The sequence below is a fragment of the Laspinema olomoucense D3b genome, assembly GCF_025370785.1.
In the GTDB taxonomy this organism is placed as follows: Bacteria; Cyanobacteriota; Cyanobacteriia; order Cyanobacteriales; family Laspinemataceae; genus Laspinema; species Laspinema olomoucense.
Map to the genome: position 1 here is coordinate 98,025 of NZ_JAMXFA010000011.1, position 24,818 is coordinate 122,842.

The window sequence follows — 24,818 nt, forward strand, 5'->3', positions numbered from 1 at the left end:
CCGTTAGTTCGTCCCGGGAGCAGGGTCCTGATTTTCCGCAAGCAACAGGAAAAAGACATTTTCTAGGCCCTTCTCAAATCGCAAGGTTTTGACGATATCATGTCGATCGGAAAATAGAGAATCTACTATAATCATATCAGGTTTGACCGCTCGTGCTTTCTCAAGGCATTCCGGGCCGCTTGAGGCTTCGGTAACGATATATCCTTTCGCTTCCAGGACATCGGCCAAAAGTTTGACTGCGGAAACATCCTCATCCACAACCAAAACTTTCTTTTTAGAAGTTTCCTGGGAGAGGAGGAAGCCAATTTGGTTAAGTAAGTCCTCGCGATCAATCGGTTTGGTTAAATAGCGATCGACCCCGAGACGATAACCTCGCTGTTTATCTTCGATAATTGAGAGGATGGCGATGGGAATATGCAGGGTATTGGGATCATTTTTAAGCACGGCTGCCACATCAAATCCACTAATTTGCGGCATCATCACATCCAGCAGAATCAAGTCCGGGGGGATGGCTTTCACCTGGGCGATCGCCTCCATGCCGTTTTGGGCTTCTCGCACGTGATACCCGGACGCTTCCAATTCCTGGCGCAGCAGGGACCGAATGTGAGCCTCATCATCGACCACCAGGATGGTTTTTGGGCGATCGCGGCGCGGGTGTTCTGGATGGGGGACGATGGTTTGTTGCAACTGCTGGACTAGGGTCTGGAAGTTGAGTTTAGCCCGGGTGGGTAACTCACTCTCTGGGGTCAGAGGGAGGGTAAAGGAAAACGTTGTCCCGGATTCTTCCTCACTTTCCACCCAAATCTGACCCTGGTGATGTTCGACAATCTGTTTACAAATCGGTAATCCCAGTCCGGTCCCTTTAGGTTTGTCCGTCAGGGTATCCCCGACTTGCTTAAATTTCTCAAACACAGTCTCTTGATATTCCGGGGGAATGCCGATGCCGGTATCAATCACGGAGATTTTGAGTTGCTCGTTCTGGAGTTGCGCCCGGACCGTTACGGATCCGGTCCGGGTAAATTTCACGGCATTGGAGATCAGATTAATTAGCACTTGTAATAACCGATCGCGATCGCCCATCACTTCGGGCAATCCGCTTTCAATCTCTCGGATTTGCTCCAATCCACTGTTTTCAAATAGGCTGGATGTGGCGGAAAAAGCCCGTTCCACCAGTTCGGATACCGCCAAGGGCTGCATTTGCCAATCCACTTTTCCGGCTTCCATTTTGGCGATATCCAGAACATCGTTAATTAAATTGGTCAACCGTTCTCCTTCGGAGATAATAATATTAATGTTATCTCCCACTTGGGCGACAGCTTTTTGGGTTTTGCGATCGGACTCCTGGAAGCTGGGTAAAATCTTGTCTTGGAGTTTTTTCTGGATCAGTTTGGCAAAACCGACCACGGAAGTGAGGGGAGTCCGCAGTTCGTGAGATACGGTAGAGATAAAATCGGTCTTCATGCGATCGATTTCTTTCTCCGTTGTGATATCTCGAATCAGGATCACCGTCCCAATACAGTGGGCAGCATCCGCTTCTGATAACTCCTGGGGTAAAATAGAAGTCGCCACGGCTTTCCCGACGCGCTCAAAGGCGAGTTCTACTTCCGCTGTGATCACTTCGTTAGGAGAAGTGACACTCTGGGCGATCGCTTGAGCGAGGTCCAGGGGCAAAAGTGCGGAACAATGTTTCCCCACCGTCTCACTCTCAAGGCGGTCAAACATCGCCAGCAGGGCAGGATTGACGCGGGTAATCTGACCCCGGGCATCGGTAACCAGCAGTCCATCGGCAATATTCGTGATAATCGCACTTAAGTAGGCGACGGTATCCTGTACTTGTTTAACCACCCGGGCCAATTCTAGGGAAATGGCTGCCTGTGCGGATAACATTCGCAGGACTTCCAGGCGATCGGGGGTAAAGGCACCGGCTGCCCGGTTATTTTCCAAATACAGTAACCCGACGCGCTTGCCTTGATGGACAATCGGGGTACATAAAACCGATTTGACTTGATGGCGGACAATATAGGATTCGGTGGTAAACAGTCCTTCTTCAAGGGCATTATTCAGCAACAGGGGTTTTTGGGTGCGATCGACATAGTGAATTAATCCCAAGGGCAGATCGGAGGAATTTTCTAGGGGAATTGAGGGCAGTAAGGTAACTTGATCATTCTCTACAGTTCCCTCAGCCACCCGGACAAATTTACCCTGACGATGGAGGAGTAAATGCCCTTTTTGAGCGCCTGCATTTTCGATGAGAATATGCATTAATTTTTCCAGCAAAGTTTCTAAGACTATTTCTGAAGAAATCGTTTGCGAGGCTTTCATAACCGTAGCGATATCCAGTAAAGCCGCATTGCCAACGGTGGTGGCGTGTTCTCCCGTTAGGGTTGAACTGAAGTCTCCCGAGGCGCTGTCTCGAATGGATGCTCGGACTAACAGGTCCGGATAAGTTTTATCGAGTTGCTGAACCTTAGCGGTCGCCCCCCACAGACTATAATGATAACGCGCATCGGTCAAATAAGTTTTGGCAATTTTCAGACGTCCTAAGCCTAGATAAAACTTGGCTGCCAGTTCGTTGGCGATGGCTTCAATTTGCAAATATCCCTGTTCTTGGGCGCTGGCGATCGCCTGGTCATATAGTTCCATTGCCTCTAACGGGCGCTCGCTAATTCGGGCTATTTCTGCCTCAACCAACAGATACTTATGGAGAAAATTCTCTTTCCCAGTTTCTGCCCACAGTTTGAGGTTTTGGCGATTTTCCTGGAGACTATTCCACAGGCTGGGTTTTTCCTCCTCCTGCACTGTTGGATACAGGGCAGTCAGAATCAAGGAGTAATAAAAATAATGTTGAGTCATGCTGAAAAAGCCAAAATTTGTTCCAATGGTTTCATCAGCTTGACGGGCAACTATCAACGCCGTTTGATAGTCTTCCTGGAGAAACAATACTAGACTCTTGAGCATCCAAAACCAATTCATGCCTACATAAAATTGATTTTCGGCCCACAATTGCAGGGTAGCGGTTTCATTGTAATCCGGACTATTTAGGGTAATTGAGCTATCGGTTAATCCCTGTAAGTTTAAAACCGTTTGTTGCAAGGTCCGATAACCGGCGATCATATTGCGATCGTTGGTTTTTTCGATAAATTGGAGGTATTTTTCCGACTTCTCATAGACCTCGGGTAGTCGGTTTCCAATAATTAATTGCGTCCACAACTGATAGGTAACTGCCCAAACCCCCCAAACAATATCCCCGGTTTCCAAACTGACCTTATAGGACTCTCGATACAAGGGTAAATTAGTCTGGAGATGTTGCCAGAAGGGATTAATGGTATGGGCGAATATATTATTGATTTTCGGGGTGAGAGTATGATTCGGAAATTTCTCCCGCAATTTTAAGGCTAAATCCCCAAATTGATAAGCCGCTGGATAGTCCTGATGACCCGCTAAAATCATGCCATAGACGACATAACTAAAAGCGGATGCATCCACACTTCCATATTCCAAGGTGAGGCGAAGCATTTTTAATCCCATCAATCCCAGCCAGTTTGGACTATTGGCAAAATAGGTCGCCGTCCAGGAATGAACAAGGAGGTTCATCGCCATCTTTTTATCGGGGTCGCTCATTTCCGGAAGGTTCACTAAATCCGCAATATTCTGGCCCATGAGCAGGGTCTGGACGGTCTCCTGTTCGGCAACTAGGGCCGCTTTTAACTCCTCTTTCTGGCTGGGAAAATTGATTCCAAAATCTTTTAATCCTTCGATGCCTAATTCCACTGCTTGATAAAAATTATCGCCTTTGGTCATGCAAGCCGCGATATAGAGGGAATAGATTTCCGCCCGTTCAAAGGGGGATTTGGCTTGAGATAAGGCTCGGTTAAATAGAGTTTCGGCAAGGTCGAAATTTCCAACTAAATATTGACATTCCCCCAGTTCTTGGTGCAAGAAAAATATGAGTTCATAATCGGTTTCCCAAGGGTTTGTATCGAGCAGGTCCATGCCTAGGCTAAAGTGAACGATCGCACTGTGGTAGGCATTGGAGGCTTTGGATTTTTTCCCAGCGATCGCATTCAGTCGGGCAAGTTGAAGTTTTTCTTCGGAACCCTGTAGTAATTCAACCCCAATATTCAAATGATTAACAATGTCAAAGATTTGCTCCTCTAGTTCGGTTTGGGGGGTATGCTGGAGGAGAAGCTGACCAATTTTCAGGTGCACCGCTTTTTTCTGGGCATCCGGAATCAAAGAATAGGCTGCTTGTTGCACGCGATCGTGCAGAAATTGATAACAGACTTCAATTCCTTCCAGATTCTCGGAAACCGTGGGAATTTTATAACTTTCACTTAAGGGTAAAACTAACCCCTCTTGTAAGGCTTCCCACAAATCCCCCGCCGTTAAAGCTGGCGATCGCTCTCGAACAATCGCCAAAATATTCAAATCAAATCGGTTACCAATACAAGCGGCTAATTTTAAAACATTCTGGGCATTTTCGCTAAATTGACGAATCTTACCCGCCATTAAATCGACGACGTTCTCGGTAATTCCAATCCGGCGAATTTGCTCCATATCCCATTGCCAAACTCCTTGATTAAAATCAAAGGAAAGCAACCCATCTTGATGGAGAGATTTGAGCAATTGCGTCAAGAAAAACGGATTTCCATGAGTTTTTTTAAAAATCAGTTCAGCTAAGGGTTGTGCCTGTTCCCAGGTACAACTAAAGCTATCGGAAATCAACGCCGTGACATGGGTTACCCCTAGAGGTTCGAGTTCAATGGTAGTGACTTTAGCTCCCATCTTCTCAATTTCCTCAAGAGTGAGGATAAAAGGATGGGTGGGACTGACTTCATTATCGCGATATGCCCCTATCATTAATAAGTGATGACTTTCGGCATCGCTCATCAGCAATTCCAGGAGGTTTAAGGAAGCGGAATCCGCCCACTGTAAATCATCCAAAAAGAGAACTAGGGGGTGTTCCGGTTGCGTAAATACATGAATAAACTTTTTAAACACCCGATTAAATCGATTTTGAGTTTCACTGGGTCCTAATGGAGCAATGGGTAGCTGTTGGCCAATAATGGATTCGACTTCGGGAATTACATCAATAATGATTTGCCCATTTTCACCCACTGCTGCTAAGAGTTTTTGTTGCCATTGGGCAATTTGTTCGGGGGGTTCGGTGAGCAGTTGGCGAATTAAGGACTGGAAGGCTTGAATCAGAGAAGCGTAAGGAATATCCCGCTTAAACTGGTCGAATTTTCCGGCGATGAAATACCCCCGTTGACGAACAATGGGTTTATGAACTTCATGGACAATACTGGTTTTACCAATGCCAGAATACCCGGCAATTAAAATTAGTTCAGGGGTTCCTAATTTAACAGCAGCAGGGGAGGTATCCGGGGGACTCTCCGGGGAAACCGAGGCGATGCGATTAAAGGCTTCTAGGAGGCTGGCAACTTCGCGATCGCGTCCGTAGAGTTTTTGGGAGAGGACAAATTTACCACTTTTATCCCATTTTCCCGGCCTGAAATCTTTGAGGTTATCCTGATCGTTCAAATGGGTGAGGCAATATTCTAAATCAGCTTTAATTCCATAAGCACTTTGATAGCGGTCTTCGGCAGTTTTGGCCATTAATTTCATGACAATTTCGCTCAAAGCCTGGGGAATTTCCGGCATTAAAACCTGTAGGGAAACCGGCTGTTTGGCAATGTGGCAGTGAATTAATTCTAACGGGTCTTCTGCGACAAAAGGCAATTGACCCGCCAGCATTTCATAAAAGGTAATCCCTAATGAATAGAAGTCAGTGCGATAGTCTAAACATCGGTTCATGCGCCCGGTTTGTTCCGGGGACATATAGGCGAGGGTTCCTTCTAGGAGGGTGGGATGATGGGTGAGGGTTTGTGTTTCTCGCCCGAGGCGGGTGGCAATGCTAAAGTCAGTAATTCTAACGCTCAAAGGTTGAGCGTGATTCAAAATGATGAGATTGGAAGGTTTAATATCTTTATGAACGATCTGAGATTGGTGGAGTTCTCCCAGGGTTTCTGTTAACTGAAGGGCAATTTGTAAAAAAATTTCTATTCTTAGCTTTTCAGCCAGTAGGAGTTGTTTGAGAGACTGGCCGCCTTCATCGGCAAAGACCAGTATCAAGGTATTGTGAACGGCTTCGATCTCCAAGGGTTTGATTATCCGATTGCTCTCTAAATTGCGGGTAATTTCATATTCATGCTTTAACCGGGCTAATTCTTCAAAGCTGGGATATTCCGAGGCTAAAGCCTTTAAAATCACGGGTTTTTGGTCAGATTTACGAATTGCTCGATAAATCAGGGTTTTGGTCCCCGCTTGAATTTCTTCGGTGATTTGATAGCCGGGAAGGGAGAGAGAAATTTGGGGATGAGTCATGGGGATTGGGTAATTTTAGAAGGATAATTTAGGCGATCGCTGGGTTTGAACTCAGCGCGATTGCCCCTAAACTCCCTGTTTTGATCGCCACAGCGATCGCCCCAGAGATAGGCACCTCCCGAACCAACAAAATACCGCCTTGTAGATGAGCGCTGCTGAACCGTCTGCGCGTTGCACCGATTTTGAGAGATTTCGTAGATGCTGCAACCCTAAAATGTTGGTGACGGATATGGATTCTTTACTATAATAGAACACTCAAAAAATTTTAGCAATTTTGGACGTGATGGACCCTACTTTTAGCCTCCCTGACCCCGCTATTCCTGTTAAAAAAACTCACATTACCTTGACTTGGAGACTGGAAAATTGGCAATTCAATGATAAATTCTGCCCCTTGATTCGGTTCAGAAATACACTCTAAGGTTCCTCGGTGTTTCTCTACCACAATCTGATAGCTAATGGACAACCCCAGACCCGTCCCTTTACCCACAGCTTTGGTGGTGAAAAAGGGATCAAAAAGTCGCCGACGCACGCTTTCCGTCATGCCGATGCCGTTGTCAGCAATGGTGATCCGAACCCGGGGAGAAGCCGAATTTTTCAAGGGTTCCTCATCGCTATCCACCGGGGGAAAATCAACCCGTTCCGTGCGAATTCGCAGGGTCGGCAAGGTCTGGGATTCCCTCCCGTTGCCAGAAGCCATTGCTTCTTCCAGGGCGTCGATCGCATTGGCAATCAGGTTCATAAACACTTGATTCAATTGACCCGGATAGCATTCCACCAGAGGCAGGTCCCCATCTTCAAAAATCAATTGAATCGGCAGCCGTCCCGGTTGAGCATTTAAACGGTGCTGTAAAATCATTAAGGTACTTTCAATCCCGTCCCGAATATTGGCCCGCTTCATGTCCGATTCATCCACCCGGGAGAAGAGTCTCAGACTTTGAACGATCGCCCGAATCCGGTCCGTTCCCAGCTTCATACTAGAGAGCAATTTGGGCAAGTCATCCATCAGAAACTCCACATCCATTTCTTCGATCGCCGCTTCCAGTTCCGCTACGGGTTCGGGATAGTATTTTTGATAAAGATTGAGAACAGTCAGGAGTTCTAAGGTATAATTATTCACATGAACCAAATTGCCGTGAATAAAATTAACGGGATTATTAATTTCATGAGCAATTCCAGCCACTAACTGCCCCAGTCCCGACATTTTTTCACTCTGGACCAGTTGGGCCTCGGTTTGCTGTAATTCCACCAGGGTTTTTTCTAGTTCTTCGGCTTTTTCGCGGGCAACTTCGGCACTGTGGAGACTTTGTTGATACAGTTCGGCTTGGTCGATGGCGATCGCCAGTTGATTGCCCACGGCTTCTAACAGTTCGATTTCATCATCACTCCAAGGTCGAATTTTGCTACTGTTGGCACAAGCCACAAACCCCATTTTCCCCAGTCGGGTCTCGATGGGAACGGCTAAAATAGAGCTAACATCTTGTTTGAGAAAAAACTGCCGCATCACGGAATCTGTTAATTTCGTCACATCATCCCCTCGGACAATTTCCATCTGCAACAGTTTCGATGCCAATCCCCCGACTTCGCTGGTGGCGTAGTCGCCGATCAGACTCCGTAAAGCGGGATGCTTGGCTTCGTTAATCACTTGCCAATAATCCGAGGTATGTAGGAGTAAGTGAGTGAGATGACCTGAATGATGCCGTAAGGACCGTTCCGCACAGGGTTCTGGGGGCCTCTCATCCGGGTCCGTGGATTCCCATGATTTAATGTTAGATTTGGCAGGTTTATACCAAGCAAACAAACAGCGATCAACCCGTAACAGGCTGCGAATTTCCGTTACGGCTGTTTCTAAGATGCTACTCAGTTCAAGAGACTGGCGAATTTGGGTAGCCAAGCGAAATAAGATCGCCTGTCTGCGGCTTTCTTTGAGTTTGTTTTCATGGGCTAAAGCGGCGATCGCACTCGCCGCTTGGGAGGCTAAGGCACTCAGCAATTTTAAATCTTCAGCGGTATAGCCGAGGGAGTCAATGTTCCCGATCGCGATCGCCCCAATGACTTTTTCTTTCGTTTTCAGGGGGACGCACATCACGGAGGTGATACCCGGTGGTTCATTCTGGCCTGCATCTAGGGCCACATCCCATACAATATCATTGACAATTTCTCCGCGTCCCGTCTCCACCGACCGATTGACCAGGGTTGCCGTCACCCCTAACTGGCTGAAACAGTCTGCTGCGGGGCCGAATGCCTCAATGGATTCTAGGCGATCGCTCCCTTCCTCCCACAACATCACCGCCCCACTACTCGCTTTAATGCCGCGTTGGGCTTCTTCTAGCACAATCGCTGCGACTTCTTTGATATCTAAACTACCAATTATTTTTTCAGAAATGTTATAAAGTAGAGTTAACTCTCGATATTTTCCCAGAACTTCTCGGGCTAAGGCTTTTTTTTCTACCTCTTGGGTTGCCAAACAAGAAATCATTGAGGCGATCGCACAGACTTTTTCCTCACCACAAACCCAGCCGATCACTTCTCCATTGACCACAATGGGGTATTTACTGAAATTTGCATTCAGATCACCTACAATAACCGCCCCCCCTCCATCTATCAGGGCGATCGGGCTATCCAGTGCGGTCACAAAACCGTCAATTGCCGACCGGATTTCTTTTTTCCCATACAGTTTTTTAAGCGTGAATGTCATCAGTTTCCTCCTGTAGTCCTACTCGCTGCGCCAACTTAACCCTTAATTTTTTATTAAACTCTCTGTTTGCTCTGTCTAGCTTAACTCAGAACCCTCCATCAAAGCGCCCTGGGTTAAAAATTTGCAGAGTAAGTTTAGCTCTCGTCCAGGAGACGCTGGGGTACAAAATTCGCTCCCTAACCATCCGGCTAATTTTCTTGAGTTCCCCAAAATACGACCCCACCACAGGAATCGCCAGTGGGCCCTCATCTTCAGAGCAGTGGAACCTAGAGGCCCTACATTTAAGATTCCCTAATGCGCCTCAATATCCAAAGCCGAGAGTTTGAACCTTTAAATTTACCCTGGGGTCTAAACCCTCAGAATTCCCAAATCCTTGATTGAGGAAAAAGTCACAGGTGCTCACCGTGTCAGCAAAGGTAATTACAAAGGAGCCATCCGATTTGGACCTGGTAAAGTGTTGTCAAAACAGGGATTTCTCTGAGGGCGATCGCCTCCTGGGTCAGGACTGTTTTGCTCAGTTGTACCGGCGCTATCAACATCAGGTGCGATCGACCCTGTATCAACTCTGTGGTGCACCGGAGCTCGATGACTTGGTACAGGAGGTGTTTTTAAAAGTATGGAAAGGATTACCAAAACTCCGGCAACCCGCCTACTTCTCCACTTGGCTGTATCGAATTACCTGGAATGTGGCAACCGATCGCCGTCAAGGTTTTGCCAAAGAACAGGCCCAACATCACGGATCCATCGCCTTGCTACAACAGGACAGCAGCAGCGAGCGGCCTCCCCAGTCCCAAACCCCCGATTTAATGCACTTACATTACCAGGATTTAGTGCAACGAGGACTAGAGGGTTTAAGTTTTGAGCATCGGGCAGTTTTGGTTCTTCATGACCTCGAAGATCTCCCGCAAAAGGAGGTCGCTCAAATTATGAACATTCCGGTGGGAACGGTTAAATCCCGGTTGTTTCATGCCCGATCGTCTATGCGAAAATTTCTGGAATCTGAAGGAGTGCAACTATGAATCAACCCCCAGAAAAACCCGACAGTCTCGTAGATTTTTTACGCCAATATCGCCCGGATATTCCCCCGGCTTCTCCGCAGTTAGAAGAACGAGTTATAGCCGCCGTTGCGGGCGATCGCCCCAGGGCAATGCGTTATTCACCGCGCATTCTTTGGTGGATTGTTCCTGCAATTGCTGCTGGGTTTTCCCTGGCATTTTGGGGAATTAAACCCGGGCTATTTTCCCCAACTCCCGCCAGCGAGTTAGCTCAAATTGAAGCCTACATGGAATATACCTGGAATGGTCTCTTGCAGGATGAAATGCTAGACCCCTCTACTGATTTGATTTTTGTTGAGGAAGAAAGCCTCCCCCCCTTAGAAACCGAATAAAGGGCCAGTATCACTTTCATGCCATTTTTTGTGAACTCAACGAAGTTCCCTTAAATCCAGAGACTATTTCAGGTCAAACCCGGTCTAAAAGTTTAAATGCAAACTAAGCATTCATTGCAAATTAAGTGAGGATTAAATTATGTCTGCCTATCGTCTTTCCTTGTTAGCCGCTTTAATGCTTACCCTGGGAATTACCACTCCCGCTTATGCTGCACCGCAAAGCTTTGGAGAACAAACCATTGCGCAACGTCCCGGGGGAAACCATCGCGATCGCGGTTCTGAAGGGGGTGATCAATGGGCTGGAAAAGAAGGCTGGCTCGACCAGTTAAATCTCACAGCACAGCAACAGCAAGACATCCAAGCTATTCGCGATCGCTACGAAACTCAGATGCAAGCTAGTCGAGAGCAAATGCGTCAAAGCATGGAGCGCATGGGTCAAATGATGAGTGACAATACCAGCGATAACGACCTGCGGAATCAACACAATGAAATTCTCCAAATGCGCCAACAAATCGGACAAATGCAGTTTGAGCAAATGTTAGCCATTCGCAACGTTCTCACCGCAGAACAACGGGTTCAGTTTGCCCAATTAATGCAAGAGCGTCGCCAAAACCACCAGAACCGTCAAGGCAATCAAAACCGTCAAAATAATAATGGCAATGGCCGGGGAAATCGTCCCGGATCTAACAGAATCGGACCCGGACAATAGTCATCTTGAACAGAGGGGTACAGTCAAGCAGAAAAACCCCTCTCTATCTCATCCGGTACGGGCCTCCTAGAACCGCCGGACCAGCTTCAATCCAAGGGACAAGGCACTGCCTTGTCCCTTTTATTGCACAGTTGAGCAGAGGAACAATACCTTTTTTTGTAAGAGGTGGATTTTTAGGGTCTTGCTTAATAAAATCCACAATTTGGATTCAAATCAAGTCGCCAGGTGCGGTGAAAACCCGAACCAAAGGTTTCATAGCTGTAGCCGATTCGATAGGGAAAATGTCCCGGGGGAATTGTTTGAGGATCAACCCCATTGTAGTCATCCTCTTGATGATGGACCCCAGACCAACCCACTGCTCTTTCAAAGTCGGCATAATGCTCCCAGTTTAATTCTTTTGGGTCATTGCCTGTTGTCTTTAAAAAAGCAGTTTGAACGCTTAAACCAAAGCGTTTATTAGAATATTTGAGCCACAGTCGATCAATCTCTTGAAGTTCAGAACAAGGAATATCCGCAATTAATAGAGAAGCTGTAGCGCTCCTGGTATCTGCTCGATAGGGGTCTAATAAATCTAAGATTTTCCAGTCTGCGGTAACCCATTGTTGACTAGCCAAAGCATCGACAAAATGGCAGTATTTCAAGCGATGGGTAATAGAGGCAACCCCATTCCAAACCCCACCACTTACCCCATTTCCAGTGGTAGCCGGTAAATGGCCTTCGGGAGCAGATTTAGAGAACTTCAGTTGCTCGTAGGTCTTCCACTGACCTTGCCTACGCCAGCCGACGCGATCGCCAAATTTCTCGGCAATTTCTGGGGTATAATTCCCGACAATTCCGCCTACAGATTCCCAAATCTTTTGCTGCTGAATAAAGCCAAAACGACTATCGCTGTAGTAATTCCATAGCTGTGCTAAGGTGTGCAAATCCTCACAGGCAAGTTTTTCTACATCGGTTTTACTTAACCATCCTTCGCCTTCTCTCTGGCTGATTTTTAACAAAATCTGAAAAGTTGCGCGATCGGCAGCTTTCCACTGATGCTCCCTCAGTAATGCTTGCAGGGGTTTATAGTCAATGTTGGCGGTGGAGGTTAGCTGAAATAGCGGGTCTGGTTTAGGAGGCTGTTCCAATAAACAAGATTGTAAAATCAAACAAACAATGAGGCTGAATGCCCTAATTCTCTTACCCGAAAAAGGGTTCATCACCGTTCGAGTCAAGGGACGGATTTTGAAAACCGGAATCAAAAATTTTTGCAAGTCCATAACCCTAAAATTGAATTTTAAATTGAACCCATTTCCACTCTTTTAAATTCTTCCCCGGCCTGACAAAAATTCGGACCGACTTCGGCGGGTTTTCGTCCACTGGGATGGGTTACGCCTATCCACCCCGGTTAAATTTCCTAACCCAAATGATGATTCTACAGGATAATCAGGCTAAAGTGATAGGAGAGCAACTCCATAAGGAGTCCAATCCTATTAAAGACCCTACTCTGAGGTATAGTCCAGCTATTTCCCAGGCACTCGCCTTGACCCGAATTGGACAAAGGCTTTAAACTCCCTGTGAGAAACTCTATAACCGTTTCAACTTTTACGGATATTAACCTGAATAACTATCATGGAAAATTTAGCCTATTTACAGACGGTTTTGGCCCTCGAATCACTCCTGGAAGGGTTAGATTCTCCGGAAGCGGGACTCATGAACTCAGGGGAGAGGGTCAACGGGCAAAGTTTATCGGGTTCGGGATACCGCTACAGGTTGGCGATCGCCCTCAGTCTCTCTCTAGTCAGTCTCATGGAGGGGGCACTCGCGTCCCCGGGGATTCCCCGAAACGGACTGGGACGCGGAGATAGTGGACCCTTCGTCACTTGTGTTCAGCAGATGCTGAAGGCAACGGGTTATTTTCACGGACCCGTTTCCGGTTTTTATGGACCCATGACAGAACAAGCGGTCTTAAAATGGGAACTGGAAAGTGCTGGGGTTGGTGATGGTGCGATCAATGCCTCAACAATTGCTCAAATCGGCTGTTATCAAGGGCAAAGGCCCCAGCAACCTCGACCCTCTTCGCCGAATCCCAATGCTAATCCGAGCACTGGCGATCGCCCAACCTATGATAACGGCAGGGGGGCGCTTCGACGGGGCGATCGCGGGGCACAGGTGGTGCAATTACAGCAGGAATTAATCGCTGCCGGTTATTTTGAAGGTCCCGTTACCGGCTACTATGGTGCATTAACTCAAGATGCAGTGATGCACTTACAACAGGATTACCATATCCCCATCGATGGCGTTGCCGGTCCCAAAACCCGGTTAAAACTCGCAAAAACAGCGGAACCCGTTGTCCTTTTTGAGGAGACTCTGCGTCGGGGGTCTCAGGGTTCTACGGTAGTTTCTCTTCAAGAAAATTTAAGGAACTTAGGATACTATACAGCACCGATCACCGGCTATTACGGTCAACTCACCCAAGAAGCGGTGATGGAATTCCAACGCGATCGCCGTATCCATGCTGATGGGATTGCCGGTCCTGAAACCCTACAAAGTATCTTGGTTTCTTTGTATTAAGACCAAAAAGCGATCGCCTCCAACCTGGGGAAAGTGCGATCGCTTTTCACTCTGAATCTCATTTAAGACACCAGTGCCTTTCCCGGATAGATTTCCCGCTTGCGAGTTTTCTTATCCAGATAAATCCACTCTAAATCCTGGAGGCGATTCACCAAATTAGAGATACTCACCCCCAATTCCTCTCGCATTTCGTATAAGTGAGACCAATAGGTTAAATCCCGTCCTTGGCGTTTCTCTTCTAAAATCCGTCTCGGCATCAGCAGGCAACCCGCAAAATACTGTGCCTGCCACTCCATAGACTCCAACACCGAGGCATGAGTCAGGGGACTGCTCACTTCCCGACTTCCCCGGCAGACAAATGGTTCATCTGCTACTAGGGTGAGGTCTGTAATCAGGCGATCGCTGGTTTCCCCCATCGCCTCATGATTAATATGTAGCACCCAATGGCCGATTTCATGCGCCAGGGTGGATTCCTGGAATCCCTGGGGTTTATCGAGAATCTCTTCATTGATCTCGATACAGCGCTGCAAGGGGAGAATCCTCGCCGCGATCGCCCCTTGTTCATCCGGTGGAATCCGTTCCCAAATCACCCCAAGGTCGAAAAAATCCGCGACCAAAGTCACATCAAACGGCCAGGAAGGAGCAAACTGCTCCCCTCGCTGTGCCATCCGCCTGAGTACATTATTTGCCTGATACTCAATCGCTTCTTTGCGATAATAGCGATACGGCTTAAAAATACTCAAGGTTATTCCCCCTCGCTTGCCACCTGCTGAAACACCTTCTCTGCAAAATCAGGATTTTCTCGCATCCGCCGCAGCAATGCAGGCATCGCTTTATAGTTTTGCTTGAGAAAATCCTCGTACCGTTGCGGAAGACGACCGGCGAGGACGATAGACTCCTCCTCATCCAGATCCAGATTCCGCGCCAAAGACCGAATCACTTCCTCTTTGGGTGCATAGTCTGCGCGATCGTTTTCCAGCTTGGACAAGTAGGTGAAATCGACATCCAGAAGCTTGGCCAGCTCCCGTTGACTATATCCCTTGTCCTTGCGTGCTTGACGAATTAGTTTACCAAAACTCTGTTCCACGTCTTTAAATTCCCACTACATCTGCATTGTAGGTGACTTTGAAAAAAAAATCAACTTTTGGGTTGACGAAAAAATCAAGGCGCGTTAAACTAGGTTTAGTTGAATAATGATTCAACATAACAGGCGCTAGGGGTGGAGTAGCAGTTCCCAGCTTTTTCCGGGGACACGCTAGACCTAGTACACCCCCGGGTCAGGTAACAGAAGGGTTTGGGCCAATCCACAGCGCCATAAGGGAGGGTGCCACACCAACAAGACAGGAGAGGAACGATGCTCAAAACCTGGACTGATACTCACTATAAGCTCGAAGACGGGGACTGGCTTTATATTGCCAAACATGATGACCAAGGTGCCGCCTCCCTCATCTGTCCGGGTTATGCCCGAGATGGTTCGGGCTTCACCATCCATTTTACCCCAGCCCACATCGAACTGTTACAAAATCTGCTGGCGGTTTTGCAAAGTACCCAAGGCGTCTCCTCCTCGGAGTCGGTTCGGGGGAGTAGTGGCAACCCTTGGGTGGAACGATATCCCAACCCAGAGGCGGCTAAAACTGAGTCCCGACCCGGAGAAGAAGTGGGTTACAAATATCCAAATTCTGCCCCAGTTACCCCTCGTCCAGTGATTCGGTAATCCCGTGCAATTCATGGGGGATAGGTTACTCAAAATGGCTAAAGATAAAACAGAGAATTCAGCAGCTTTACACAACCCTACAGGAGTAGAAACCATGTCTAAAAAAGCGACAATTTCCGTATTTGGAACCAAGCCAGAAAATGCCATTGTTGTTCCCGAGTTACCCATCTCTGCGAAAAACAATTGTCAGGCGGGAAAATGGACGATTGGGGATGAGGAATATGGGTCTAAATTAGCCATGACTATCCTCAAGTTTAGCAAATTTTTCGGCAGTCTCGGTCAGACCAAAAACACCTTATGGGGACAAATTTGGTTTGTGGCGGAAGGAGGAGAACTGCCCCATGATGTGGTGATGGTTACTTATGTCAAGGGCCGCAGTCTCAGTGATTTTAATCGTTTAGTGGCATCGGTTCAGGCGCGAGGAGTTGAACCGGCAGAAGGGGTTTTTGTTCCCGATTTTATCAAGCATTCGGGACAAAAGCCTGATGAAAATGGGGTGATTAAACCGATTAATTATTATAGCCTAAAATGGGACTGGATTGAGCGGTCTAATTGGGAGATGGTGGAACAAGCGGCGATCGTCTTGTCTGACCCCCAAAATCTGAGTCGGATGATTGATTTGGAAGGAACCCGCGAAATGGTTTGTTTGGATAATCTGCCTCCGGCTGAAATTGCTTGTTTGATGGCGGCACATTTGGATGGTCCCGCTTCTGGAGAGATGGCATTACCTGCGGCAGTTCCTCATGAATTCATGCGGGAACCTGCTCTAGTTACGGGTTAATTCTACCTCTTGCAAAATACAGGATAGATCCCCCCAAACCCCCTTATTAAGGGGGGCTTAAGAGACTTTTGCAAGAAGTCTCTTGAGTCGGATAAAACAACGGAGAGATGATCCACGCATCTCTCCCTTCACTGGGTTTTAGATAAATTCATGAAAAAAGTTGCCAAACTCACCCGTGAGTCAGTCTGGGAAAATCAGTTGAAAGGAAATCTCACCACCATTGAGGAGATTCGGACGGATACCTTAAATGACTTACAACTCCTCAGTGAAGATTTTCAACATTTGCATCTAGTTGTCACCTCAGTTCAGCAAAATTATGCTGCCTTATTAAAGCAAAATCGCCAAATGAGAGCGATGCTTTTACAGGTTGTGGATGAGTGTTTTTGCTGGCAAGGCAACCGATGCGATCGCTGTAACGCCATTTTCCAGCTTCTCTCCAACCGCCAGCTAGAGTAAAGGGGAAACAACCGACTGAGGTTCCAACCCTAATATCAACAACCCACGGGGGTTAAAACCCCCGTCTAACCGAATCAAGTCGGTTGAAACCGACTGAAAATCTTATAGTATAGAGTGATGTTTTTAGTCGGTTTTTAACCGAAGGCAAGCTATGAGGCGGGGTTTTTAACCCCCGTCGGGTGATGATGGTTAACCGTTCCGCATCTAAACTATCCTAAATTGGAGGAAAAATTATGTCGCAAACGCCGGTTAAAGACAGTAAAGCTCAAATTTTAGCCCAATTTCAACAACTCCTAGCCCGTCGCCAAGGGACTGCCTCCAAAGTCGCCACGAAAGAGGAGGAAGCGGAAAAGGAGAAAAATAAAGAACTGCTCGCTGTTGCCTCGACTTACACCATTGATACGATTGTCAAAGGATTAGCGGATCTGCAACTCGATTTTGGGAGTATTGTCACCCAACTGGCGGAAAAACTGAGCACAGAAACTGCTAAACTGGATGAACTCAAACGGGCAATTTCTATTGAAACCGATCGCCTGGAAGAATTACGCCAAATTCGAGTCGTTGCCGATGCGCTTCACATTCTCACCCAAGAACATCAAGAAAAGTTAGCCCTGCTGGATCATCAAGCATCTTTACAACAAGAAGGCATTGAAACGGACCAGGCACAAAAGCGCAAAACATGGCAAAAAGAACAACAAGAATTTGACAGTTTGGTGCAAGAGCAAGATGAATCTGTTACCAAAGAACGGGAACAGGAAGCGGCAGATTATGGATATGAACTGCTGCGAATTCAAGAATTAGAAACCGATGAATATCAAGAACGGAAGCGGCAACAAGAGCGCGAGTTAAAAGAGATTGCCCGCGAGAAACAAAAGAACTGGGCGGAACGAGAGAAATACTTGACCGAACATCAAGCCGAATTTGCAGCGAATCAGGAGAAGATTGCTGGATTCGAGGAAGAATTGAAACAAGCTTATATTAAGGCCAAAGAAGAGGCAATCGCGGAAGTCAAACGCGAAGCCAAGGTTAAATCTGACCTGTTTGAGAAAGAGTGGGAAGGTACGAAGCAAGGTTATGATTTGACCCTGCAATCTCTCAACAGCAATATTGAACGCCAAACCCAACAAATTGCCGATATTAATGCCCAGCTACAAGCGGCAATGCGACAAGCTCAAGATTTAGCAATGCGAGCTTTTCAAACCTCATCTAATGTGAGTTCTAGCTCGAAATAATAGTTAACCCGCCCCGCACCCATGCATGGTGGGGCTATAGGGACAAAGCCTGCCTCCGCAGGCTAATACAGTGTTCATCCTAGTCCTCGTTAACTCGCCCAGCACCCTGTTCGCGCAGCGTTCCGCTAGGAAAGGGTCTGGCTCTACGGACAAAGCCTGCCTACGCAGGCTAATACAGCAATTGCAAGGGCGGGAATTAACGGGTTTCGGTTGAATTCGGGCTGATTTTAAAAAGTTAAACCCTCAATTTTGTTGGAGAAGTCTGATGACAAAAAAAATTACCTCTAAAAGCACCAAAGCGGAAATTATGGAAGCCTTAGAGGAGTTGGAAAAGGAAAACGCAGGGCTAGAGGCGCAAGTCAAGCAACTGGCGAAAGAAAAACAAGCTCCGGCGAAAAGTACAACAATTTCAGCGGTTAAAGAAGTCAATTCCACCGAAGTAAAAAGCACTATGAATAACACACCAAATGCCCAACAGAAAATCAATCAGACCATTGAAAGTTTGCAATTGTTGCAATTTGGGTTTGGGGGTGCAGTCAGCGATTTATCTGAACGATTGACGTCGGAAGCGGCTAAACTTCATGAACTGGAAGAGTCGGTAAATAAAGAGGTGGAAGAGCTTCAAAATTTGCATGATTTGGAAGTATCCGAGGAGACATTAGAGGGGTTAATCCAAACCTATCAAGAGCGGGCTAAAACCTTTCAAGGGGAAATCACCGATCGCCAGGATACCTTAGAGCAGCAAATCCAAACCCTGAAGAAAACCTGGGAAAAAGAACAAGAAACCCATCAACGTGAGATTAAAGAACGTAATACCACCAGGCAGAAACAGCAACAGCGGGATGCAGAGGAATACCGCTATAGCTTAGAACGCGATCGCCACCTGGCTCAGGAAGAATACGAGCAAACTAAAAAAGGCTTGTATCAAGAACTGGCAGAAATCCGCCAAACCCAAGAACAAGAATGGACGGAACGGGAAACGGCGATCGCGCAACGGGAGAAACAATATGCCGAAGCTAAAGCCAAAGTCGAGGCACATCCGAAGGAACTGGAAACCCAGATCAAGAATGGCAAAGACAGTGGACGGAATATCGGCAACTATCAAGCCAAAATCGCCTCAGATTTGCGAAGCAAAGAAGTAGAAGGACTGCAACGCTCCTACCAACTGCAAATCAGCGCATTAGAAGTGAGCATTAACAACCAAGAAGAACGAATCAAGACCCTGACGAAACAACTGGAATCGGCACTCAAACAGGTGCAAGATTTGGCAGTCAAGGCGATCGAAGGTACATCCAATGCCAATTCCTTCCAAGCCTTGCGGGAAATTGCCGTGGAACAAGCCAAAAATCTGCCAAAAAGCAAATAATTGAATTTTAGTGTTATTTTAACTAGGGGCAATTGATTAATTGTCCCTAGTTTTCTGTATTTCAGACGGGTAAATCCTCATCAACAGTTGAGAACCGAGGCTCCATGCAACCAAACTCCATGCAACCAGACAAAGAGGGTTGGATTAAAATTGCTGAATATATTTCCCTGGCTGGATCAGTTGCGGGTTTGGTTGCTGCATTGGTTCTGGGAAGACTCAGTTATGCAGCAGTTGTTTTATTTCTCTCCGCCTGGTTAAATTTGGTCTATCGCCACCGATTGCACCTAATGACGCAGCAACGACTCAGCAATGCCATCACGGAAGTGGATCAGAGTATAGATGAGTTTCAGGTTGCGATCGCCAATCGAGTGGGGGAACTCAGCGAAGAAATCTCCCACCTGAATGAGAACCTTCTGGAAAAACCGGAGAAGGAACAGATCGAGCGATTAATCTCACCCATCCTCAACCTAGAGCAACAGTTGATGGTATTGGATGCAGCGTTATCGCAGATTAGCAAACATCTGGAACCTCCCATCGAGGAATTGCGCGATACCCTCACCGCCACGGAAGGGAACTTGCCAGAAAAAGCCACAACCACAGGCAGCAGTCGCCTTCCCGAGGAGATTGCTCAACTCTCGGAACAGATTTCCCATCTCGGCGAGGCGATCGAGAAACTCGAACCCCGACGAGAAGGCAGCGAAATCGTCCCCGTTCCTCCTCAAATGCCAATGGTGCCGAATGCCTGGGGTGTACCCGCCTACAGCGAACCGAACCGCAATTTTCCAGTCCTGGATGCACCGCCAGTTTCCCATACCAGCGCCGCCTCACCCACCCCATTACCCACCTGGGGAAATCCCTATCAGAAACTGGACCCGGAGACGGGTTCACCCCAGGCATTTCCAGCTAATCAAGCGCTGACTCTGCGGGGAGAGGCAGCGATCGCCTATTCCGGCTATCCCAACCCGGCGATCGGCAGCGAACCCGCCGCCAACATCGACTTACGAGGAGCCATTCTCATTGGCTGTAGCCTCACCCAAGCCAATTTTGCCGGAGGCGATCTCCAAGAAGCCAACCTCAGTCAAGCCGACTTACGCGGTGCTGACTTAAGGGAAGCTAACCTCGCCGGTGCGAACCTCAGCGGTGCCAACCTGAATGAAGCCGACTTAGACGGTGCTAATTTAGCCGGTGCCGACTTGCGCGGCGTCAACCTCCGAAATACCCTGTTTAGAAATGTTTATCTTAGTGGCGCAAACCTCAGCGGATCAGACTTGAGTGGATTTGATTTAAGTGCGCTCAATCTCAACAGCGCCACCTTAATCGAAACCAATCTATCGGAGGCAAACTTACAGCAAACCCAATTAATCGGAGCTAACCTTGCCGGTGCTAACCTCGCCGGTGCCCAGCTAGAAGGTGCTAACCTTACCCATGCGAACCTAACCAACGCTAATCTCATCGGCGCTAATTTTGGGGAAGGGGAAACGCAAGCTCAGCTCGATGGCGCAATCCTCCCCGATGGCAGTATTTATGAGTAGGGTTAAAAATAAAATCCCTCCGGGGGATGCATGGAGGGATTTACTCTAAAGATGTCAAACACTTTCAGTCTAAGATACATTCTGAGCGATTTGTGACTTTTCTACCAGGGGGCTATCCCCCCCAAGAGGGTTAACCCCCCACTGTATCAGGACCATAACCTGCTTCACCCGACCCCTGTAAACTCTAAAATTGGATGCGAACAACGGCGAGTACGGCGATAAGATCTAAAGAGTCCATAGAACCCATCAACAGAGCCCACTTATGACATATTGCCTGGGTATCCTCACCCGTTTTGGTTTAGTGATTGCGGCTGACTCGCGCACTAATGCCGGAGTTGATCATATTTCAACTTACCAAAAATTGTTTGATTTTTCCGTACCGGGAGAGCGAACTATTTTGTTATGTACTTCAGGAAACCTATCCATCACCCAAGGGGCGATCGCTGCCTTAGAGAAAGACATTAAACATAAAGAAGAAATCAATCTTCATACCCTTCCGAGTTTGGCAGAAGTGGCTCGTTATATCGGCAATAAAATCCGAGGGATTCAAGAACAGGATAGACCTTTCCTAGAACGCGATCGCATTGATTTTAAATGCAGTATTTTACTAGGCGGTCAAGTGATGGGAGAAGAACCCAATCTGTATTTAATTTACAGTCAGGGAAATTTCATTCATGCCACCAAAGAAACGCCCTTTCTTCAAATTGGAGAAACCAAATATGGCAAACCTCTCCTAGACCGCACATTAACAGCAAATACCCCATTAGAAGCTGCCGCAAAATGTGCCTTACTCTCCATTGATTCTACAATGAAATCTAATATATCTGTAGGACCGCCAATTGATATTGTCATGTATCATACGGATTCCTTTACCATCCGCCATCGCTTGAGATTGAGACTCGGCGATCCCTATCTGGCTAAAATTAGAAAATTATGGGAAATCTACGTTAAACAAGCCTTTGATGAGATGCCTGAGGTGGAATGGGAATATGATGAAGATGATTTTAAAGAAGATATTCTGATTGATTAAAGGGAATTAGAGCAGAGGGGAAATGGGGAAGCGGGGGGAGATAGGGGAGATGGGGAGATGGGGAGGTTGGGGGAGAGACGGGAGATAGGGGAGATAGGGGAGATTGACAGCAAGTTGTTATCCCCTGTTCAACGTCACGACTGAAGTCGTTTCCTCCCCATCCTCCCTATCCTCCCTATCCTCCCTATCCTCCCTATCTTCCCCATCCTCCCTATCTCCCGTATCCACCCCATCTCCCCCATCAACCAAGGACAAATGACCAATGACAAATGACCCTATCTTTAAACAATCAAGACCCGATCGCCCTCTGAGTTTGAGTCTGAATTATTGAAGAAATAGGTTTAATTTCCTCTACTGCCTCTACTGCCGGTTCCAGCGCAAAATAGGCATTAAAAATACTCTGACCCACACCATTAAGTTGTTCTTGGAGCGTATTAATAAACTCATGTAAACCCGTCTCAAAAATGTCGGCAATGGTCAGATATTCTAACTGCGATCGCAACCGACCTAAAGCGCGTTCTGCGGGGTCTCTCCAAGTTCCCACCCGAGTGCCGGTAATTTCATGCAGCGATCGCTCCGCATTCACAAAGCAAGAGCGAATTGAGCGGGGAAAATCTCGATCTAAAATCAAAAACTCCGCCACTAAAGTTGGATTAATCCGATGCTGACGCTTCCGATACATCTCATAAGCACTCGCCGATCGCAATAACGACATCCATTGAATTTCATCCAGAGTCGTTCCCACATCATGCACCGACGGCAGCAAAATATAATACTTCACATCCAAAATACGAGAAGTTTTATCCGCACGTTCCAACAGTCGGCCAATTTGTCCGAAATGCCACCCTTCATTATGCGTCATTGTGGCATCCATAATCCCAGAAAATAGATGACTTGCCAACTTAACCTGGGTAAAAAAATCATGGAGAGAGGCTAAATTTTGTTTAGGCGCTGCCTCCGTCACCATCATATAAAAGGCATTCACCTGTTCCCACATTTCCGAAGAAATCACTTCTCGGACCGATCGCGCATTCTCCCGCGCCATTTGCAAACAGGAAAAAATAGAATTCGGATAATCCCGATCAAATGCCAGAAATTGAATCACATTTTCCGGCAGCACTTCCCCATATCGTTCCTGAAACAGGGGTGCATCCCCAGTGATTTTTACCAAGGGTTCCCATTGTTGGGTCATCCCCGTGGGAGAATCCAGAATTAGATTGAGATTGACATCAATAAAACGGGCAATATTTTCCGCCCGTTCTACATAGCGATTCAGCCAATAAATTGAATTTGCAACGCGACTCAGCATGAGAATTTTTAAATTTTAGAGTTGAGAATTGAGAGTATCTTAACCTCAAACCGTCCTGATTAGAGACCCGGGTAAAATTCCAATCGTTCAGCGGTTGGCTGTCAGGAATATCCCTCCCTCTCACCCCTCAATCCTGACGCTTAACCCTAGCTTTTATTCCGTCACGACCCAAGTATCTTTACTCCCCCCGCCTTGGGAAGAATTGACCACTAAAGACCCTCGTTTTAAGGCAACCCGAGTTAATCCACCGGGGTTAACATAGATATCTTTTCCATAAAGGATATAGGGTCTCAAATCGACGTGACAGCCTTCAATATGACTATCAATTAAGGTGGGAACCCGAGACAGACAGAGGGTAGGTTGGGCGATATAATTGCGAGGATTGGTCCGAATGCGATCGGCAAAGTCTTCTCGTTGTTCTGCCGTCGCCTGAGTGCCAATTAACATTCCATACCCGCCGGATTCATTCGCTGCCTTGACTACTAATTTATCCAAATTAGCCAAAACATGATCTAAATGCTGGGGATTTCCGCATAAATAAGTCGGAACATTGGGAATAATTTGGTCTTCTCCCAGATAATACCGAATCATCTCGGGGACAAAGGCATAAATTGCCTTATCATCAGCCACACCCGTTCCCAAAGCATTGGCAATTCCCAACCGACCCGATCGATACACCTCCATTAATCCGGGTACGCCTAACAAAGAATCCGGGCGAAATGCTAGAGGGTCGATAAAATCATCATCAATGCGACGATAAACCACATCAACGCGCTTTAGACCCTTCGTCGTCCGCATTTGTAAGTAGCCATCGGCGACGATTAAATCCTTCCCTTCCACCAGTTCCACGCCCATTTGCTGGGCTAGAAACGAATGTTCAAAGTACGCGGAATTGTAAATCCCCGGGGTAATGACCACCACATTGGGATTCGGCAAATTATCCGGCGCAAGATTTAATAACGTCTCTAACAGATAACTGGGATATTCATCAACAGGTTGAATATCCATCGTTCTAAAAACTTGCGGGAATGTACTTTTCATCACCCGGCGGTTTTCTAAAACGTAGGAAACCCCAGAAGGACATCGCAAATTATCTTCTAAAACATACCACTGCCCATCTTTATCGCGGACTAAATCGGTGCCGGTGATGTGACACCAAATTCCCTTGGGCGGTTTTAACCCGATGCAAGGTTTGAGAAAGCCTTTCGCCGACTGAACCAATTCGAGGGGAATTACCCCATCTTTGATGATTTTTTGTTCCCCATAAATATCCGCCAGGAATAGATTTAAGGCTTCAATTCGCTGTTTCAGTCCACGATTGAGAGTGGCCCATTCGTTCGCTGGTACAATGCGGGGAATAATGTCAAATGGAAAAATCCGCTCGTTGCCTTCGCTATCCCCATAAACTGTGAAGGTGATCCCCAGCTTAAACATGGCGCTTTGTGCCGCCTGTTGTCGCTGGAGAAGTTCTCCGTCTGATAGCGAATTGATTCTGTTGATCAAAGGGTTCGCCTGGGGGCGAGGGTTTCCCTTCTCGATAAACAGTTCATCGTAAAAGTCGCCTGGATCGTATGTGTCAAATCGCACAGTCTGCTCTCTAACGCTGTCCACTACTTTAGGATAAATGGAGTAGATAGAATACGGGCAGACTATTAATTTTTATGAAC

The 24,818-nt window shown here is 47.1% G+C and carries 18 protein-coding genes; 11 read left to right on the plus strand and 7 right to left on the minus strand.

What is annotated here, in order from left to right:
- Positions 1–3: 3 nt before the first annotated feature.
- Both NG792_RS10405 and NG792_RS10410 read right to left on the minus strand, forming a co-directional pair.
- Complete coding sequence (locus NG792_RS10405) at positions 4–6,387, minus strand: AAA family ATPase (protein WP_261235391.1); 6,384 nt, start codon at positions 6,385–6,387, stop codon at positions 4–6.
- A 265-nt stretch (positions 6,388–6,652) separates the two neighbouring features.
- Positions 6,653–9,082 carry a GAF domain-containing sensor histidine kinase gene (locus NG792_RS10410; protein ID WP_261235392.1) on the minus strand — a complete coding sequence of 810 codons (2,430 nt, stop codon included), beginning with the start codon at positions 9,080–9,082 and terminating at the stop codon, positions 6,653–6,655.
- Between the two features lie 446 nt (positions 9,083–9,528).
- Between NG792_RS10410 and NG792_RS10415 the strand changes: the two genes are divergently transcribed.
- From NG792_RS10415 to NG792_RS10425, 3 genes are all read left to right on the plus strand, one after another.
- Positions 9,529–10,101, plus strand: a complete 573-nt coding sequence (locus NG792_RS10415; protein ID WP_261198896.1) for a sigma-70 family RNA polymerase sigma factor — start codon at positions 9,529–9,531, stop codon at positions 10,099–10,101.
- Positions 10,098–10,469 carry a hypothetical protein gene (locus NG792_RS10420; RefSeq protein ID WP_261198799.1) on the plus strand — a complete coding sequence of 124 codons (372 nt, stop codon included), beginning with the start codon at positions 10,098–10,100 and terminating at the stop codon, positions 10,467–10,469. The genes NG792_RS10415 and NG792_RS10420 overlap by 4 nt, the downstream gene beginning before the upstream one ends.
- 139 nt (positions 10,470–10,608) lie before the next feature.
- Positions 10,609–11,178: a Spy/CpxP family protein refolding chaperone gene (locus NG792_RS10425; protein WP_261198798.1), complete on the plus strand. Its 570-nt coding sequence runs from the start codon at positions 10,609–10,611 to the stop codon at positions 11,176–11,178.
- 185 nt (positions 11,179–11,363) lie between these two features.
- Here the strand turns inward: NG792_RS10425 and NG792_RS10430 are convergent, their stop codons facing one another.
- Positions 11,364–12,305 carry a GUN4 domain-containing protein gene (locus NG792_RS10430; protein ID WP_261235393.1) on the minus strand — a complete coding sequence of 314 codons (942 nt, stop codon included), beginning with the start codon at positions 12,303–12,305 and terminating at the stop codon, positions 11,364–11,366.
- A gap of 484 nt (positions 12,306–12,789) precedes the next feature.
- On the opposite strand from NG792_RS10430, the gene NG792_RS10435 reads away from it, so the two are divergent.
- Entirely contained in the window at positions 12,790–13,731 is a 942-nt protein-coding gene (locus tag NG792_RS10435; RefSeq protein ID WP_261235394.1) for a peptidoglycan-binding domain-containing protein, read from the plus strand.
- A gap of 62 nt (positions 13,732–13,793) precedes the next feature.
- Here NG792_RS10435 and NG792_RS10440 read toward each other — a convergent pair whose 3' ends face one another.
- On the minus strand, positions 13,794–14,474 hold the full coding sequence (locus NG792_RS10440) for an ImmA/IrrE family metallo-endopeptidase (protein ID WP_261235395.1): 681 nt from the start codon (positions 14,472–14,474) through the stop codon (positions 13,794–13,796).
- A gap of 2 nt (positions 14,475–14,476) precedes the next feature.
- Complete coding sequence (locus tag NG792_RS10445) at positions 14,477–14,818, minus strand: helix-turn-helix domain-containing protein (RefSeq protein ID WP_254566804.1); 342 nt, start codon at positions 14,816–14,818, stop codon at positions 14,477–14,479.
- A 267-nt stretch (positions 14,819–15,085) separates the two neighbouring features.
- Here NG792_RS10445 and NG792_RS10450 point away from each other — a divergent pair, with 267 nt between their 5' ends.
- The 7 genes from NG792_RS10450 (at position 15,086) to NG792_RS10480 (ending at position 21,842) form a co-directional block, all read left to right on the plus strand.
- Positions 15,086–15,445: a hypothetical protein gene (locus NG792_RS10450; RefSeq protein WP_261235396.1), complete on the plus strand. Its 360-nt coding sequence runs from the start codon at positions 15,086–15,088 to the stop codon at positions 15,443–15,445.
- Between the two features lie 94 nt (positions 15,446–15,539).
- The gene (locus NG792_RS10455; RefSeq protein ID WP_261198793.1) at positions 15,540–16,226 is read left to right on the plus strand and encodes a hypothetical protein; all 687 of its coding nucleotides are present in this window, start codon (positions 15,540–15,542) and stop codon (positions 16,224–16,226) included.
- A gap of 150 nt (positions 16,227–16,376) precedes the next feature.
- Positions 16,377–16,682 (plus strand): hypothetical protein, encoded by a 306-nt coding sequence (locus NG792_RS10460; protein ID WP_261235397.1) that lies wholly within the window; start codon positions 16,377–16,379, stop codon positions 16,680–16,682.
- 233 nt (positions 16,683–16,915) lie between these two features.
- Positions 16,916–17,914, plus strand: a complete 999-nt coding sequence (locus NG792_RS10465; RefSeq protein WP_261235398.1) for a coiled-coil domain-containing protein — start codon at positions 16,916–16,918, stop codon at positions 17,912–17,914.
- Positions 17,915–18,179: 265 nt separating this feature from the next.
- Positions 18,180–19,280, plus strand: coding sequence for a coiled-coil domain-containing protein (locus NG792_RS10470; protein WP_261235399.1), 1,101 nt, complete (start codon positions 18,180–18,182; stop codon positions 19,278–19,280).
- A 119-nt stretch (positions 19,281–19,399) separates the two neighbouring features.
- Positions 19,400–20,812, plus strand: a complete 1,413-nt coding sequence (locus NG792_RS10475) for a pentapeptide repeat-containing protein (protein ID WP_261201378.1) — start codon at positions 19,400–19,402, stop codon at positions 20,810–20,812.
- Between the two features lie 262 nt (positions 20,813–21,074).
- Entirely contained in the window at positions 21,075–21,842 is a 768-nt protein-coding gene (locus NG792_RS10480) for a proteasome-type protease (RefSeq protein WP_261201379.1), read from the plus strand.
- Between the two features lie 289 nt (positions 21,843–22,131).
- Here NG792_RS10480 and NG792_RS10485 read toward each other — a convergent pair whose 3' ends face one another.
- Together NG792_RS10485 and NG792_RS10490 are read right to left on the minus strand one after the other, a co-directional pair.
- Entirely contained in the window at positions 22,132–23,151 is a 1,020-nt protein-coding gene (locus NG792_RS10485) for an alpha-E domain-containing protein (protein WP_261201380.1), read from the minus strand.
- A gap of 153 nt (positions 23,152–23,304) precedes the next feature.
- Positions 23,305–24,738: a circularly permuted type 2 ATP-grasp protein gene (locus tag NG792_RS10490; RefSeq protein ID WP_261201381.1), complete on the minus strand. Its 1,434-nt coding sequence runs from the start codon at positions 24,736–24,738 to the stop codon at positions 23,305–23,307.
- Between the last annotated feature and the right edge of the window lie 80 nt (positions 24,739–24,818).

Excerpts from the sequence above, each read along its gene's own strand:
- NG792_RS10405 (WP_261235391.1), bottom strand. The coding sequence starts at position 6,387 with ATGACTCATCCCCAAATTTCTCTCTCCCTTCCCGGCTATCAAATCACC.
- NG792_RS10410 (WP_261235392.1), bottom strand. The coding sequence starts at position 9,082 with ATGACATTCACGCTTAAAAAACTGTATGGGAAAAAAGAAATCCGGTCG.
- NG792_RS10420 (WP_261198799.1), top strand. The coding sequence starts at position 10,098 with ATGAATCAACCCCCAGAAAAACCCGACAGTCTCGTAGATTTTTTACGC.
- NG792_RS10425 (WP_261198798.1), top strand. The coding sequence starts at position 10,609 with ATGTCTGCCTATCGTCTTTCCTTGTTAGCCGCTTTAATGCTTACCCTG.
- NG792_RS10435 (WP_261235394.1), top strand. The coding sequence starts at position 12,790 with ATGGAAAATTTAGCCTATTTACAGACGGTTTTGGCCCTCGAATCACTC.
- NG792_RS10450 (WP_261235396.1), top strand. The coding sequence starts at position 15,086 with ATGCTCAAAACCTGGACTGATACTCACTATAAGCTCGAAGACGGGGAC.
- NG792_RS10455 (WP_261198793.1), top strand. The coding sequence starts at position 15,540 with ATGTCTAAAAAAGCGACAATTTCCGTATTTGGAACCAAGCCAGAAAAT.
- NG792_RS10460 (WP_261235397.1), top strand. The coding sequence starts at position 16,377 with ATGAAAAAAGTTGCCAAACTCACCCGTGAGTCAGTCTGGGAAAATCAG.
- NG792_RS10465 (WP_261235398.1), top strand. The coding sequence starts at position 16,916 with ATGTCGCAAACGCCGGTTAAAGACAGTAAAGCTCAAATTTTAGCCCAA.
- NG792_RS10470 (WP_261235399.1), top strand. The coding sequence starts at position 18,180 with ATGACAAAAAAAATTACCTCTAAAAGCACCAAAGCGGAAATTATGGAA.
- NG792_RS10475 (WP_261201378.1), top strand. The coding sequence starts at position 19,400 with ATGCAACCAGACAAAGAGGGTTGGATTAAAATTGCTGAATATATTTCC.
- NG792_RS10480 (WP_261201379.1), top strand. The coding sequence starts at position 21,075 with ATGACATATTGCCTGGGTATCCTCACCCGTTTTGGTTTAGTGATTGCG.
- NG792_RS10485 (WP_261201380.1), bottom strand. The coding sequence starts at position 23,151 with ATGCTGAGTCGCGTTGCAAATTCAATTTATTGGCTGAATCGCTATGTA.